A 15,930-nucleotide genomic window follows, 5' to 3' on the forward strand; every position below is an offset into this window, starting at 1 on the left:
AATAAACTTTAGGTAAAACGGATTTAAAAAATGAAAGTTTACAAAGACTTAATTTATATGGGTAACTTTTGCATCCCCCCATAAATCTTCAAGTCCATAAAACTCTCTTTTATCTTTCAGGAAAACATGTGCTACCACATCAACGTAATCTACTAAAATCCATTGCAGATTATTTTTTCCTTCACTTCTCCACGGCTTTTCTTTGTTGGATTTGAAAACCTCTTCTTCGATTGAATCAGAAATGGCTTCTACTTGAGTGTCTGATTGGCCGGAACAAATCACAAAAAAATCGGAAACAGAATTATTGATATCCCTCAAATCCATCACCACGATATCGGAAGCTTTTTTTTCTTCCATCCCTTTCACGATTAATTTACTCAGCTCTTCTGCTGTCATACTTTTGTTGTAATTTTACAATATCATAATTAACGCCACAATAAAAGGATAAATATCTTTATTGTGCGACAAAATAACTAATAAATTGATGCATAAAATCCTTGCCAATACTGTTTTTCTAGGGAAAGATATTATTTATCTGACAGAGTGTCACTCTACCAATGACATAGCCGCACAGAAAATCAAAGAAGGTTCCGCCAAAGAAGGTAGTATTATCGTTACAGATAAACAAACCAAGGGGAGGGGGCAGCGGGGCAATAGGTGGTTTAGTGAGCCAGAAGTAAACCTGACTTTTTCCTTGGTTTTATCCCCCGTTTTTCTGAATGCTGTTTCACATTTTGAGTTGAATAGGGTGGTTTCCTTGGCAGTTTTTGATACACTCAGTGAGTTGGTTGATGGGATCAAAGTGAAGTGGCCCAATGATATAGTACACGAAAAACAGGGGAAATTAGGTGGGATTTTGATAGAAAATAGTATTTCAGGGAAAAATATTGATAATTCCATAGTGGGGATGGGCCTAAATATCAACCAAGTTAACTTCCCTTTTCCCGGTCCCACCTCATTGGCAGCGCTCAGTGGACAAACATATGATAAATGGGAAATCCTTGGCAGTATTTTGTCCTGTATTGAAAAACGATACCTACAGTTGAAAAGGGATGATAAGGAGCGTTTACATTCAGACTATTGGGATCATCTTTTTAGAAAGAATATTTTGTCGGAATATGAAGATGAATATGGTCGGTTTAAAGGGAAAATAATAGGGATAAGTTCAGAGGGACGATTGATTGTTGAGAAAAATAACAAGGAATTAAACCATTATGCCTTCAAAGAAGTTAAATTCATCTAAGTAGCTAATTATGTAAAGTCTATGGGATTGAGTAAATTTGTGATCCGAAATTAATATCAAAACGATAAATTCATGTCAGAAACTAAATCAAAATACGTCAAGTATAAAGTAAAAGACATCTCTTTGGCTGAATGGGGCCGAAAAGAAATTAAATTGGCTGAAGCTGAAATGCCAGGGTTGATGGCTTTAAGAGCTGAATATGGCGCATCCAAGCCCCTAAAAGGAGCTAGAATTGCAGGTTGTCTTCATATGACCATTCAAACCGCCGTTTTGATTGAAACCTTGGTGGAACTAGGTGCAGAAGTAACTTGGTCATCTTGTAATATTTTCTCCACGCAGGATCATGCCGCTGCTGCTGTAGCTGCTGCAGGTGTTTCAGTGTATGCTTGGAAAGGTCTTTCAGAGGAGGAATTTGACTGGTGTATAGAACAAACCTTGTTCTTCGGTGAGGAGCAAAAGCCGTTGAATATGATTCTTGACGATGGTGGCGACTTGACCAATATGGTATTGGATAAATACCCTGAATTGGTTGCTGACATCAAAGGATTATCTGAAGAAACCACTACAGGTGTTCACAGACTTTATGAGAGAATGAAGAATGGAACGCTTCCTATGCCTGCTATCAATGTAAATGACTCTGTAACCAAATCTAAATTTGATAATAAATATGGATGCAAGGAGTCTTTGGTGGATGCTATTAGAAGAGCTACAGATGTGATGTTGGCTGGTAAAGTAGCTGTTGTAGGTGGATATGGTGATGTAGGAAAAGGTTCAGCTGCTTCTCTTAGAGGAGCTGGTGCTCGGGTAATCGTTACTGAAATCGATCCAATTTGTGCTCTTCAGGCTTCTATGGATGGTTTTGAGGTGAAGAAAATGATCGATGCTGCTGCTGAAGCTGATATCGTTGTTACTGCTACTGGTAATAAAGATATCATCACCGGTGAGCACTTCAAAGTGATGAAAGACAAAACCATCGTTTGTAATATTGGGCACTTTGACAACGAAATCGATGTGGCTTGGTTGAATACCAACTATGGTCATACCAAGGACGAAATCAAGCCTCAGGTAGATCTTTATAACGTTGAAGGGAATGATATCATCCTTCTTGCAGAAGGAAGGTTGGTAAATCTAGGCTGTGCCACTGGCCACCCTTCATTTGTAATGTCAAACTCTTTTACTAACCAAACTTTGGCTCAGTTGGAGTTATGGACCAATACAGATCATTACGAAAATAAAGTTTATGTATTGCCTAAGCACTTAGATGAAAAAGTTGCTGAACTTCACTTGGGTAAATTAGGTGTGGAATTGGAAACTTTAACCGAGGATCAAGCTAAATATATAGGTGTAGAAGTGGCAGGTCCATTTAAGCCTGATTATTATAGATACTAATCATTGGATTAAGACAAATATTAAAAAGCCGCTAATAAGCGGTTTTTTTTATGCCTAATTTTTCTTGCTGAATTTATGGGTTTCCGATTTCAATAGTTTTTTAGGTATATTGGATAAATCCTTAAAATCAAAATAACCATGAAATACACGCAGGGAATGCTTAGGCAAGATGCTTTAAAAGGTAAAACCATTTTGATTACCGGAGGAGGGACGGGGCTTGGGAGATCCATGGCGGAATATTTTTTGGAATTGGAAGCTAATCTGGTTATTAGCAGTAGAAGGTTGGATGTGCTCAAAGAAACAGCAAAGCAACTACAGGAAAAGTATGGAGGTAAAGTTTTACCCTTGGCCTGCGATGTCAGGGAAATTGATCAGGTGGAGAAAATGTTTCAACTCGCAATAGCTGAGTTTGGGGCGGTGGATGCAGTAGTCAATAATGCAGCAGGAAACTTTATCAGCCCTACAGAAAGGCTTTCAGCCAATGCCTTCCACACCGTGATTGATATTGTGCTCAAAGGAACTGTCAATATGACCATGACTGCAGGAAAACACTGGATAGGTATTAAGCAGCCTGGAGTATTTTTGAATATTGTCACCACTTATGCATGGACGGGTTCTGCTTATGTGGTTCCCAGCGCCAGTGCAAAAGCAGGTGTACTGGCAATGACCAGGTCTTTGGCGGTGGAATGGGCCAAGTATAATATCCGCTCCAATGCGATAGCACCGGGGCCATTTCCTACTGAAGGTGCTTGGAGCCGACTTTTGCCAGCTGATTTGGCCAATAAATTTGATCCAGCCAAAAAGATACCGCTAAAAAGAGTTGGTGAACATCAGGAATTGGCCAATCTAGCAGCTTATCTGATTTCAGATTTTTCTGCATATGTCAATGGGGAAGTGATCACCATTGATGGTGGAGAATGGCTAAAGGGAGCTGGGGAATTCAACCATCTGGAGCAAGTTCCAGATGAATTATGGGATCAATTGGCTAATATGCGAAAGAAAAAGTCCTGAACTATTCCGATTTAAGTGTGATGAATTCATTGGAACTGTCAAATTTTAGCCCCAATGTATAATTCCATGTGGGTAAATAATTATGAATGGTATTGGGCTCTAAACTAGCAGCTTCTATAAAATACCATTGGTCGCTAGCTGCTTTGGACACTGCGATAAGGATGGTGTGGTTGATGATTTCGCCCCCTGGGACCTTGATTATGGAGGTAACGGGAACCAATGCATGGGTTTCTCCTGAGCAATGAGTGTATTTTTTTGCTTCCCCGATCTCAAAGCTTTCCACCTTCATATTTCTGATTTTTAATAAATCAGAAGCTAATTCAAGTGATTTTATCATGCCCTGTTTTCCCCCAGATTTTTCAAGGATTACCGGGTAGGTATATTTGACCAAAGTTTCAAAGTCCTCATTTATATTTGCCAGTGCATAATCTTCAGCTGCCTCTTTGATTCCTGTTGGCGTCTGGGCATTTGCTATGAAAGTGAAAAGACAGATAAATAGATGAGTGCTTAATGCTTTGATCATGAGTTAGGTAGCTTGTGATTGACAAAAGTAAATCACAAAAATCATAAATACAAGATTGTTAAAAATAAGTAGTTTTTAGTTGATGGATTTTACTGTTCGATGGGTGTTGTTGTAAAATCTGTAATTTCTCCATTTTTTATTGTAAAACTTACTTCGATTGGTCGGCAACAAACTTCACAATCTTCAATGTATTTTTGATGATTTACACTCAGGTCAAGTATCATTGAAATGCGTGAAAGACAATGCGGACAAGTGAAGGATTTTTCTCTGATTAGCATGCTTAAGAGGACATTTGTTTAAAATCTACAAAAATTATATAACTTTAGTAGACAAAGCTTTTTTATATTTGTTGCATAAAACCATGCGAAAGCTGTTCCAAATATCGCTTTTAATAATTTATCTCTGCTTCAATGCGGGGCTGAGTTATTCTATGCACTATTGTGGGGAGCAACTGGAGGCCATTAACTTTTTTGCAGAGGAAATAAAATGTTGTCCAGAAGAGGATGAAATGCCAGGCTGTTGTGATGATGTCCCCAAAACAGCATTGCAAAACGCCGAGCAAAACACTTCAAAGACAGTCAATGTACAGTTCATTTCTGCTGTGATTTTGCCATACCCTCATTTATTGGCAGATATTATAGAGTGTATTTCTTGGACCAAGGAAGTGGAATCCATTAATTTTCCCTTGGACGAAGCCCCCCCCAATGACTTACCTATTTATATAGAAAACGAGATTTTTTTGATATAACCTTTTTAGCAGGAGGATTATGCCTTTGCTAAAAAAAAAACACCCTTTTGCTGCCTATGCGGTAGCTTATTCATTTAATTCTTAATCGATTATTTCAAGCATTAATATTTAGGCTATGCTTAATGCTATCATTAAATTCTTTCTAGAAAATAAACTGGTTACTGTACTTCTGCTGCTTCTATTGGTGGCTTGGGGGCTAGTGGTCATTCCATTTAAGTGGGATACGGGCTTTTTGCCCAGTGATCCAGTCCCGGTGGATGCCATACCAGATATTGGAGAAAACCAACAAATAGTATTCACGGAATGGATGGGGCAATCCCCGCAAGATGTAGAAGATCAGATCACTTATCCATTGACTACATCTTTATTAGGTCTTCCTGGAGTAAAATCCATCCGATCATCTTCCATGTTTGGGATTTCAAGTATTTACATCATATTTCAAGACGAGGTTGATTATTACTGGAGCAGGTCCAGGATTTTGGAAAAGTTAAATTCATTGCCTACCAATTTGCTTCCTGAAAATGTCCAGCCAAAGCTAGGGCCTGATGCTACAGCTTTGGGACAAGTATATTGGTATACCCTTGAAGGAAGGGATAAAAATGGAAAGCCATCTGGGGGCTGGGATTTGCAAGAGTTAAGGTCCATTCAGGATTTCTATGTTCGCTATGGCCTAGCAGGTGTCGATGGTGTGGCTGAGGTGGCTTCTGTAGGAGGTATGGAAAAGGAATACCAAGTAGACCTTGATCCTAATGCCATGAAGGCTTATGGTGTTTCGATGATGGAAGTGCGTGAAGCTCTTAAAAAGACCAACCAAGATATGGGGGCCAATACCCTTGAATTAAACCAAGTAGAATATTATGTCAGGGGATTGGGTTATGTAGAGAACATTGCAGACATAGAAGAGACGGTCATTAAAGTAAGTGATAATGTCCCCTTGAGGGTAAAGGATATTGCGCGGGTAAATATCGGGCCGGCTGATCGGTCCATGAAGGGCATTTTAGACAAAGCTGGAGCAGAGGCAGTTGGTGGTGTCGTGGTGGCCAGGTATGGCGATAATCCAATGGCCGTTATAGAAAATGTAAAATCAAAAATTGAGGAAATCAGTGCCGGTCTTCCTGAGAAGGAGTTGGAAGATGGAAGAATTTCCAAAGTGACGATTGTACCCTTTTATGATCGTTCCAATCTCATTATGGAAACTTTGGGTACGCTCAATGATGCCATTATACTACAAATTCTGATGACTATCGTGGTGATCATGGTAATGGTTTATAATCTGAGGGCGTCGTTATTGATATCTGCCATTTTGCCTTTGGCGGTATTGACCTGTTTTATATTCATGAAATATGTAGGGGTAGATGCGAATATTGTAGCACTCTCTGGAATTGCCATTGCCATTGGGACCATGGTGGATTTAGGGATCATTTTAAATGAAAACATCCTTAAACATATGGATGAAGCACCCAAAGGACAAAGCTTATTAAAGACTGTTTATGAGGGAACCACAGAAGTAGCTACAGCGATCATTACAGCAGTATCCACCACCATTGTCAGCTTCTTCCCAGTTTTTACTTTGCAGGCTGCAGAAGGTAAATTGTTTGGGCCGCTGGCTTACACAAAAACTTTTGCTTTGGTATCAGCCTTATTGTTTACCCTATTGATTATGCCCGCCCTTGCACATTGGGTGTTTGGGATGAAAAATGGAGGAGCATTTTGGAAAAAATGGGGCAATATTGGATTGGTGCTAATCGGCCTTATCAGTATTTATTGGTTTACCTTACCGGGATTGGTGATGATAGCGATAGGGGCCAATAATTATCTGTTATATAGGAATCAAGAATGGTATAAAAAATACCACACGCCGGTATTGGTGTTCATAGCTGTTCTGGCTGTTTCATGGTTGTTGGCGAGTACTTGGGCTCCTTTGGGAGTTTCAGTTAGTGCCTTTGTCAATTTTATTTTTGTGCTCTTGGTCATAGGATCAGTGTTGGGTGTGTTTTCACTATTTATTAAGTATTATGAATCCATTCTTTCATGGTGCTTAGCCAATAAATTAAAGTTCCTTATTATTCCTATTTTGATGATCTTTTTAGGAATCAATATTTGGGTGGGCTTTCCCCGCTTGTTTGGAGGAATAGCCAAAGGATTTGACCAATTGGGATGGAATATTCGTACTACTTCCATTTACAGCGGTATGGCCCATACTTTTCCGGGAATGGGGGAAGAATTCATGCCAGCACTGGATGAGGGAGCATTTTTGCTCATGCCTACTTCCATGCCCCATTCAGGGGTAGAGGCCAATCAGCGGATCGTTCAGCAGTTGGATTTATTGGTCAATACCATTCCAGAAGTTTCTTCAGTAGTGGGAAAAGCAGGTCGTGCGGATACACCTTTAGATCCGGCTCCTATGTCCATGTTCGAAAATATCATTTTGTATAAGCCTGAGTTTAAATCCGATGAAAATGGCAGGAAAATCAGGTATGCGGTGGATGAAGCAGGAGAATTCCTTAGAGATGAAGATGGAGCGCTTATCGAGGATAAAAATGGGGAATACTTTCGTCAATGGAGGGATCATATTCAAACACCAGATGATATCTGGAATGAAATTTCTTCCGTAGCCAATCTTCCAGGGGTAACTTCTGCTCCTAAACTTCAGCCTATTGAAACCAGACTGTTAATGCTTCAGACAGGCATGAGAGCACCCATAGGTTTGAAAGTTTATGGGCCAGATTTGAAGACCATTGAGGACTTTAGCTTTCAAATCGAAAAATATCTTAAAGAGGTTCCAGGTGTAAAACCTGCCTCAGTATTTGCAGACAGGACCTTGGGTAAGCCTTATTTGGAATTGGATTTGGATAGAAGGGCTATCGCCAGGTATGGTTTGAAGATAGAGGATGTCCAAGAAACCATAAAGGCGGCTTTGGGTGGGGTGAAACTAAGTACGACTGTTGAAGGTAGGGAAAGGTTTGGTATTAGAGCTAGATATGCAAGAGAGTTTAGAAATAATCCAAACGATATTGAACAGCTTTTAGTAACCAGTTCTGACGGGCAGCAAATTCCAATAGGTGAAATGGCCAAGCTGGAATACCGACCTGGACCTAAGGTGATCAAAAGTGAAGATTCGTTTTTGGTAGGTTATGTTTTATTGGACAAAGAAGATGGTGTTGCAGAGGTTACAGTCGTAGAAAATGCCCAACAATACCTAAAGGATAAGATCGAGCGGGGGGAATTGAAAATCCCAGCAGGAGTGAGCTATAAATTCTCTGGTTCCTATGAAAACCAAGTTAGAGCTGAGAAAAGGTTGTCTTTGGTGATCCCTATTTGTCTCATAGTAATATTCTTGATTCTTTATTTCCAATTTCGCTCTGTGGCTGTGACCAGTTTTATCTTTTCTGCCATTGCCATGGCATTTTCTGGTGGATTTATCATGTTATGGCTTTATGGACAAAGTTGGTTTCTGGATTTTGATGTGTTGGGAAGCTCCTTACGGGAACTATTTCAAGTTCGGGAATTTAATTTAAGTGTGGCGGTTTGGGTAGGTTTTATTGCACTGTTTGGCATAGCCACTGATGATGGGGTAGTAATGGCTACTTATCTCAAACAAAGTTTTGACAAGCACAAAACTGAATCAGTGCATGGAATCCGAAAGGCTGTTATTTCGGCAGGATTAAGAAGGGTTAGACCTTGTTTGATGACTTCGGCTACTACGCTCTTGGCTTTATTGCCTGTGCTCACTTCAACTGGTAGAGGGGCCGATATTATGATCCCAATGGCTATTCCTTCATTTGGAGGGATGATGGTGGCTTTGATTTCACTGTTTATTGTACCGGTACTTTACAGTTGGTGGGAAGAAATAAAATGGAGTAAACTCAATTCCAAAAATGAGAAATAATGAGAGGCTATAGAATAATGATCAAGGAATATTTGGGCTTAAATAAGTGCATGCTGGGACTTTTTTTGTCCATGGTTTTGCTGATAAACGCTTCCATGGCGCAAAGTCTGGAGGATTATCTTGTGGAAGCGGGAGAAAACAATCCTGGATTAAAAGCCAAGTATGCTTTTTATATGTCAAGCTTGGAAAAGGTGCCTCAGTTGGGCCAGCTTCCAGATCCAGAATTAAGTTTTGGTTTTTTTCTTAAGGATATGGCTACTTTGATGGGAGACCAGCAGCTGAATGTTTCCATAAAGCAAAGATTTCCATGGTTTGGGACATTTCAAAGTCAAAAGGATGAAGCCAGCTTGTTAGCCCAAGCTAATTACCTGGAGTTTGAAAAGGCTAAGGATGAGTTGTACAATCAGGTGAAACAATCCTATTATCAGCTTTATTTATGGTCTCATCACCGGATGATAGCAGAAGAAAACTTGGAATTATTGGAGGCAATGGAAAGGCTAGCCCTCAATAGGTTTAAAGGGGGGATTCCTGGAGTGAAGGGTAAAATGACTGATGTACTTAGGATTCAATCAAAATCTAAGGAAGTTGCTGCTCTGATAGAAGAGTATGAAGAAGAGATGGAATTGGAACAAGTAAAATTTAATCAATTACTTAATCGACCAATCGATCAAAAGGTGAATGTTGATTATTCTGTACTGGAACAGGAAATGATATGGCAGCGTCAGGTAATTATGGATAGTATTCGTACTCAGAACCCTGATATAATAAAATTGGATGTGATGGGAGAAGCCTATCAGAAAAGGTCTGAAGTTGCCAATAAGGCAGGACTTCCTAGTATTGGTATAGGGCTAGATTATATGGTTAATTCACCAAGGTCTCCTATGGGAGAAATAGGAAATGGCATGGGGTATATTCCTGGAGGAATGGGGCATAATATGGTAATGCCTATGGTCTCTTTATCCCTGCCCATTTATAGAAAGAAATATAAAGCTGCTATAAGGGAAGCGGAACGCTTGAGAGAGTTGTCCATTTATCAGAAAGAGCAGGTACTGAATTCATTGGAGTTTCAGATGGAGCAAGGCTTTAAGCAAATTAAGGATGCAGAAAGGAACCTGAAGTTATACCAAGACCAGGCGGCTTTACTTCAGCGCAGCTTTGATTTGATATTGGCTGAGTACAGTTCTGGTGAAGGGGATTTTGAAGAATTATTGAATGTGCAGCAAGAGCTTTTGGATTTTGAAATGAAAATATCTGAAGCCATTGTAAATAAACAGAAAGCGATTGCTCAATTGGAGCGTTTAATGGCCAAGTCCCTGTAAAATTTTAGAAATCATGAAAAACAAGAAAATATTAATCATAATAGGAATAAGTTTCATTTTGGGAGCCTTCATTGGCTGGTGGGTGAGTTCAGGAGGGGAACAAGTTCAAGAAGAGGAACACTCCCACGAATCAGGTACTATCTATACTTGTTCGATGCACCCACAGATTAGACAGGAAGAACCTGGAGATTGCCCCATATGTGGTATGGAATTAATACCAGTTTCTTCTTTGGAAGGCAGTAAGGAAGCCAGTGCGATTCCAACTGTCCTTAACATGAGTGCTGAAGCCATTGCATTGGCGAATATTTCCACTAGCAGGGTTAAAGCAGGGAATGATAATTATAGTCTGGAACTAAGTGGTAAAATAGAAGCCGATGAAAGAAAGGTAGCTTCTGTTTCTGCCAACTTTTCTGGTCGTGTGGACGAACTATATGTGGCCTTTACAGGACAAGAGGTGAAAAAGGGGCAGAAGCTTGCAAGGATTTACTCTCCTGAATTGATTGCTGCACACAGGGAACTATTGGAGGCCAAAAAGTCACAAAACATAAGCCCTGCCCTTTATGAAGCTGCAAAGCAAAAATTGAAGCAGTGGGAATTGACTGATGAACAAATCAGTAAAATGGAAGAACAGGCCGATTATCAGGTTCATTTTGATATTTATGCCAATACCTCAGGTGTAGTCGGCAAAAGAAATGTATCCGTTGGGGATTATGTGCAGAAAGGAGCAGTACTATTTGAGATCACCAATTTAAATAAGGTTTGGGTCATTTTAGATGCCTATGAAAGTAATATTAACCATATTGATTTGGGAGATCAACTGGTCTTTAGTGCCAATTCCAAGACTGATAAGGATTATGAAGCCAAAGTGACTTTTATTGATCCAAGTCTTAATACCAACACCCGTAGTATCAAAGTTCGGGCAGAGGTAAAAAATAATAATGGTGAATTAAAGCCAGGGATGTTTGTGACTGCTAAATTGGTCGTGGATGCTCCAAAATCATCCTCTGGAGTTTTGATCCCTAGCACTGCGGTGTTGTGGACGGGGGAAAGATCTGTCGTATATAGGGAAGTAGGAAAGGTGGATGCCCCTGCATTTGAAATGGTAGAAGTAACACTTGGCGGGACTTCTGGAGATATGCAAATTGTTACAGGTGGTTTGAATATTGGTGATAAGGTTGTGACAAATGGAGTTTTTGCAGTAGATGGTGCCGCACAGTTGAGTGGGAAATATAGCATGATGAATCAGACTGCTTCTAAAAAGCTAGAAGTATCGTCTGGATTTTTGAATAATTTCGAAAAGGCCATTGGTGCCTATTTCGATTTAAAGAATAAGTTGGTGTTGGATGAAATGGCAAGAACGGAAGCGTTAAAGTTAAAGGGGATTCTTGAAGGAATTAAGAAAGAAGGTCTTGAAGGAGAAGCTTTGGAAATATGGGATTCACTAAAAAGAGAAATGGAAATAGCTCTAGGTGCAATTATCAATGCGAATACCATTGAAGGGGAAAGAGAAGGGTTTATCAATCTTTCGGAGACCTTTATTGCTATTTTGGAGGATTTTGGGACTTCCAGAGATGTTATATATAAAAGCTACTGTCCGATGGCAAAAAATGATCAGGGTGCTTTTTGGTTGAGTGAAGTTGAAACCATCAAAAATCCCTATTTCGGCTCAGCAATGTTAGGTTGTGGAGAAGTAAAAGGAGAATTTAGAAAATCGGATAATTAATGGAAATCAATAAATTTTAACAACAAATACATATTAATCATGAAAAGAAGATCAGTATTAGGATTCAGCTTGGCCATGTCGATGTTATTGGCAGTAGCCTGTAGTGAAAGTAAAAAGAGTGAACATGGTGGGCATGAGCATGCTGAAAACATGGAGATGGAGCATCATGAGCCTTCAATGGTAAAAACTTCATTTACAGAGGAAGGCCTTGGAGGTACATTTGAAAACTATATCAAAGTGAAAACTGCTTTGGTAGAAGGGGATGCTCAAGCCGCTAGTAAATATGCCCAGGAATTGGCCACTGCAAGTGCGGAACTTGAAGGTCATGCTGAATTGGTGGAATCAGCTAAAGTCATTGTAGCTGAATCAGATCTGGAGAAGCAAAGAGAGGGCTTTGAAAAGCTTTCAGCTGCCGTGGAAGGAGTAATTGAAGGGCATATCAGTTCTGGAAAAGTTTATAAGCAATATTGTCCAATGGCTTTTAATAATAAAGGCGGATATTGGTTGTCAGATGTGGCAGAGATTAGGAATCCATATTTTGGAGATAAAATGCTGAAATGTGGCAGGGTAGAAAAAGAAATGGGAGCGCTATAAGCCTCCCATTTTTTGTTTAATTTATTTTTCATTCAAAATAGAAATTGCAATGGAACATCATAATCATTCCAATTCTAATAACAAGCATGAAGGAAATCATGATCATATGCTTGATAATTTTAAAAAGAGGTTTTGGGTGTCAATTCTACTTACTGTCCCCATACTTTTTCATTCGAAGATGGTACAGGGATGGTTAGGGGTAGATTTTGGTTATTCAGGAGATGGATATGTGTTGTTCGTGATCTCTTCTGTCGTTTATTTTTATGGCGGATGGCCATTTTTAAAAGGATTGATAAGTGAGGTTAGAAAAGGTAAGCCAGCTATGATGACCTTGATCTCTTTGGCCATTACGGTTGCTTATGGATATAGCTCTGCTACCGTTTTTGGATTGGAGGGCAAAGGTTTTTTTTGGGAATTAGCTACCTTGATCGATTTAATGTTATTGGGGCACTGGATAGAGATGAAGTCTGTAATGGGCGCGTCGGGAGCTTTGGATGAACTGGCGAAGCTAATGCCTTCAGAGGCCCACCTTCTAAAAGACCATGGAGAAACCGAGGAGGTGAAGATTACGGATTTAAAAATTGGCGATTTGGTTTTGGTTAAACCTGGAGAGAAAATACCTGCTGACGGAAAAGTGGTCGATGGAAGTAGTTATGTGAATGAAGCAATGCTGACGGGGGAGTCTAAACCGGTTAAAAAAGAAAAAGATGATGAGGTGGTTGGTGGAGGAATCAATGAAAGAGGATCCCTGAAAGTTGAAGTAAAAGGTGTAGGGGAAGAGGCTTATTTGTCCAGGGTAATCGGGATGGTCAAGTCTGCGCAGGAGACCAAATCCAAAACACAAAATTTGGCAGACAAGGCCGCAGGGTGGTTGTTTTATATTTCCTTAGGAGCTGGTTTGATTACCCTTGCCACTTGGTTAGTAATTGGAAAAGACTTTGATTTTGCATTGGAGAGAATGGTAACTGTTATGATCATAGCCTGTCCGCATGCTTTGGGATTGGCAATTCCTTTGGTATCGGCGATTTCTACTTCAGCATCAGCCAAGCAGGGACTTTTGATTCGGAATAGAACGGCATTCGAAAAATCCAGAAATGTTTCTATGGTGATTTTTGATAAGACAGGTACCTTAACCGTGGGTGATTTTGCTGTTAGGGAGATCAAAGCTTTAAAGGATGATTATGAAGAGGAGGATATATTGAAATTGGTAGGTGCCATTGAACAAGAATCAGAACACCCTATAGCCAGTGGCATCATGAAAAAAGTCAAAGAGGAAGGAATAAAGGTTCCCGAGCTTGAGTCTTTTGAGAATATAACTGGAGAAGGGGTGAAAGGTGTGGTAAATGGTAAAGAAGTAAAGATCGGAGGTCCGGGTTTCTTGAAAAAACTTAAAATTGATTATAAGGATGGAGATAATGGAGAAGGTGCTGAAACCAAGGTTTTTGTCGTGGAGGAGTCCAAATTGGTGGGTTATTTGACACTTTCTGACCAAATAAGGGAATCCTCCCAAAAGGCTGTAAATTATCTTAAAGAGCAAAAAATAAAAGTACTAATGGCCACAGGCGATAATGAAGCATCCGCAAAGTCGGTTAGTGATCAATTGGAACTTGATGGTTATTTTTCGGAAGTTTTGCCAGAGGATAAAAAAGAAATTATTCAAAATTGCCAAAAAGAGGGAGAAGTTGTTCTGATGACTGGAGATGGCGTAAATGATGCTCCAGCTTTGGCACAAGCAGACATAGGGGTAGCTATAGGATCCGGGACTGATGTGGCTGCTGAAACTGCAGACATCGTTTTGGTTAATAGTAATCCAAGGGATATTTCAATTATCATAGAATTTGGAAAATCAACATACAATAAAATGGTCCAAAACCTTTTTTGGGCAACAGCATATAATGCTATTGCCCTTCCATTGGCAACGGGCTTTGTGACTAGTTTGGTGATCAGTCCTGCCTTGGGAGCTGTCTTGATGAGCCTTAGTACCGTTGTTGTTGCATTGAATGCCCAATTATTGAAGAAATCATTGAATCGAGCAGAATGATGCTCTATGAAGTTCTATAGCTGTTTGAACCAAATCTTTTAATAATAGATTCTTCAAGACCATCCCTGTGTTCAGGGGCGGCAATTTTCATTAATTCCAATGCTCTTTGGCGTAGGTTTTTACCGTATAGATAGGCTGTTCCGTATTCAGTTACTACATAATGCATATGGGCCCTGGTCGTGACCACTCCAGCTCCTTCCTTAAGGAAAGGGACAATTTTAGACACACCTTTGTTGGTTTTGGAAGTCATGGCCATAATGGGTTTGCCACCTTCAGCCAGTGCAGCTCCCCTCATAAAATCCATTTGTCCACCTACACCTGAAAAATGGTAACTACCAATGGAGTCTGCGCAGACTTGGCCGGTTAGGTCCATCTCGATACAAGAATTGATGGAGATTACCTTAGGATTTCTACGGATAACAGCCGTATCATTGACATATGCTGCTTCATGGAAAGAAACGACAGGGTTGTCATCAATGAAGTCATAGAGTTTCCTGTTTCCTACAGCAAAGGAAGTAACGATTTTTCCTGGGTGTTTTGCTTTGAATTTGTTGGTCAGCGCACCGCTATTCATTAAACCCAATATGCCATTAGAAAACATTTCTGTATGTACTCCTAAGTCCTTATGTTGATGTAAAGCATCCAACACTGCATCAGGAATCGCGCCAATTCCCATTTGGAGAGTAGAGCCATCTTCAATTAGATCGGCACAGAAATTTCCTATGTCTTTCTCTTTTTCTCCGATTTTTGCTCCATAATCTACTTCTGGAAGAGGATCGTCTGCCTCAATGATGTGTTGAAAACTGCTAATATGGATTAGCCCATCTCCATGAGACCTTGGCATGTTTTTATTGACTTGAGCAATGGCAATCTTGGCCACTTCCAAGGCTGGTTTGGCAACGTCAACAGAAACGCCAAGGGAACAGTATCCATGTTCATCTGGAGGTGAGACATTGACGATAGCTACGTCGATGGGGAGAATGTTCCTTCTAAACAAAATGCCTATTTCACTAAGGAAAATAGGTACATATCCGCCTCGGCTGGAGTTGACAGCAGACCTCACATTGGCCGAGACAAAAAGTGAATTGATGAAGAAACTTTTACTGTATGGTTCTTCAGTTAGTGGCATCGCCCCTAAGGTAGTTATGGAAACAACTTCTACATCTGTTAATTCTTCATGTCTCTTAGCCAGCGCTCTTAATAGTGTAGCTGGGGTAGCAGCACTTCCATGGACAAAAATCCGGTCATGACTTTTAACCACTTTGACCGCTTCTTCTGGGGTGGTATAGGAATAATTCATACTTTTTGGCGTTTATGAATCAATGATCTTATTATCTTAAATTTAAGGTTTTATCTTGATTGCTCTGCAAAAGAAGCATATAGTCATCGAAAAAAGCTTGACTTTTGTCAGTTTGTATTCTGATGTTTAACTATTGTTTTTAAAGGTACG

The 15,930-nt window shown here is 39.9% G+C and carries 13 protein-coding genes; 9 read left to right on the forward strand and 4 right to left on the reverse strand.

Annotated features, from left to right (window positions below; genetic code table 11):
- Positions 1–48: 48 nt before the first annotated feature.
- Positions 49–396, reverse strand: coding sequence for a ribosome silencing factor (rsfS, locus tag H7U17_RS09115; RefSeq protein WP_186756399.1), 348 nt, complete (start codon positions 394–396; stop codon positions 49–51).
- Between the two features lie 88 nt (positions 397–484).
- Here rsfS and H7U17_RS09120 point away from each other — a divergent pair, with 88 nt between their 5' ends.
- The 3 genes from H7U17_RS09120 to H7U17_RS09130 all read left to right on the forward strand — a co-directional run bounded on the left by H7U17_RS09120 (position 485) and on the right by H7U17_RS09130 (position 3,643).
- Entirely contained in the window at positions 485–1,243 is a 759-nt protein-coding gene (locus tag H7U17_RS09120) for a biotin--[acetyl-CoA-carboxylase] ligase (RefSeq protein WP_186756400.1), read from the forward strand.
- Positions 1,244–1,315: 72 nt separating this feature from the next.
- Complete coding sequence (ahcY, locus tag H7U17_RS09125; protein ID WP_186756401.1) at positions 1,316–2,632, forward strand: adenosylhomocysteinase; 1,317 nt, start codon at positions 1,316–1,318, stop codon at positions 2,630–2,632.
- 138 nt (positions 2,633–2,770) lie between these two features.
- A complete protein-coding gene (locus H7U17_RS09130) occupies positions 2,771–3,643 on the forward strand; it encodes an SDR family oxidoreductase (protein WP_186756402.1) in 873 nt (290 codons plus the stop codon).
- A 1-nt stretch (position 3,644) separates the two neighbouring features.
- On the opposite strand, the gene H7U17_RS09135 is transcribed toward H7U17_RS09130, so the two are convergent.
- Together H7U17_RS09135 and H7U17_RS20720 are read right to left on the reverse strand one after the other, a co-directional pair.
- On the reverse strand, positions 3,645–4,166 hold the full coding sequence (locus H7U17_RS09135; RefSeq protein WP_186756403.1) for a hypothetical protein: 522 nt from the start codon (positions 4,164–4,166) through the stop codon (positions 3,645–3,647).
- A gap of 89 nt (positions 4,167–4,255) precedes the next feature.
- Entirely contained in the window at positions 4,256–4,444 is a 189-nt protein-coding gene (locus H7U17_RS20720) for a CPXCG motif-containing cysteine-rich protein (RefSeq protein ID WP_222439169.1), read from the reverse strand.
- 83 nt (positions 4,445–4,527) lie between these two features.
- Here H7U17_RS20720 and H7U17_RS09145 point away from each other — a divergent pair, with 83 nt between their 5' ends.
- From H7U17_RS09145 to H7U17_RS09170, 6 genes are all read left to right on the forward strand, one after another.
- Complete coding sequence (locus H7U17_RS09145) at positions 4,528–4,914, forward strand: HYC_CC_PP family protein (protein ID WP_186756404.1); 387 nt, start codon at positions 4,528–4,530, stop codon at positions 4,912–4,914.
- 115 nt (positions 4,915–5,029) lie between these two features.
- Positions 5,030–8,803, forward strand: a complete 3,774-nt coding sequence (locus H7U17_RS09150; protein ID WP_186756405.1) for an efflux RND transporter permease subunit — start codon at positions 5,030–5,032, stop codon at positions 8,801–8,803.
- Complete coding sequence (locus H7U17_RS09155) at positions 8,803–10,122, forward strand: TolC family protein (RefSeq protein WP_186756406.1); 1,320 nt, start codon at positions 8,803–8,805, stop codon at positions 10,120–10,122. The genes H7U17_RS09150 and H7U17_RS09155 overlap by 1 nt, the downstream gene beginning before the upstream one ends.
- 13 nt (positions 10,123–10,135) lie before the next feature.
- On the forward strand, positions 10,136–11,845 hold the full coding sequence (locus H7U17_RS09160; protein WP_186756407.1) for an efflux RND transporter periplasmic adaptor subunit: 1,710 nt from the start codon (positions 10,136–10,138) through the stop codon (positions 11,843–11,845).
- Positions 11,846–11,884: 39 nt separating this feature from the next.
- On the forward strand, positions 11,885–12,439 hold the full coding sequence (locus tag H7U17_RS09165; protein ID WP_186756408.1) for a DUF3347 domain-containing protein: 555 nt from the start codon (positions 11,885–11,887) through the stop codon (positions 12,437–12,439).
- 49 nt (positions 12,440–12,488) lie between these two features.
- Positions 12,489–14,480 carry a heavy metal translocating P-type ATPase gene (locus H7U17_RS09170; protein WP_186756409.1) on the forward strand — a complete coding sequence of 664 codons (1,992 nt, stop codon included), beginning with the start codon at positions 12,489–12,491 and terminating at the stop codon, positions 14,478–14,480.
- A 4-nt stretch (positions 14,481–14,484) separates the two neighbouring features.
- Here the strand turns inward: H7U17_RS09170 and H7U17_RS09175 are convergent, their stop codons facing one another.
- On the reverse strand, positions 14,485–15,780 hold the full coding sequence (locus H7U17_RS09175; protein WP_186756410.1) for an acetyl-CoA hydrolase/transferase family protein: 1,296 nt from the start codon (positions 15,778–15,780) through the stop codon (positions 14,485–14,487).
- Positions 15,781–15,930: the final 150 nt, after the last annotated feature.

Origin of the sequence: Echinicola salinicaeni (assembly GCF_014280965.1) — a bacterium.
Classification (GTDB): domain Bacteria; phylum Bacteroidota; class Bacteroidia; order Cytophagales; family Cyclobacteriaceae; genus Echinicola; species Echinicola salinicaeni.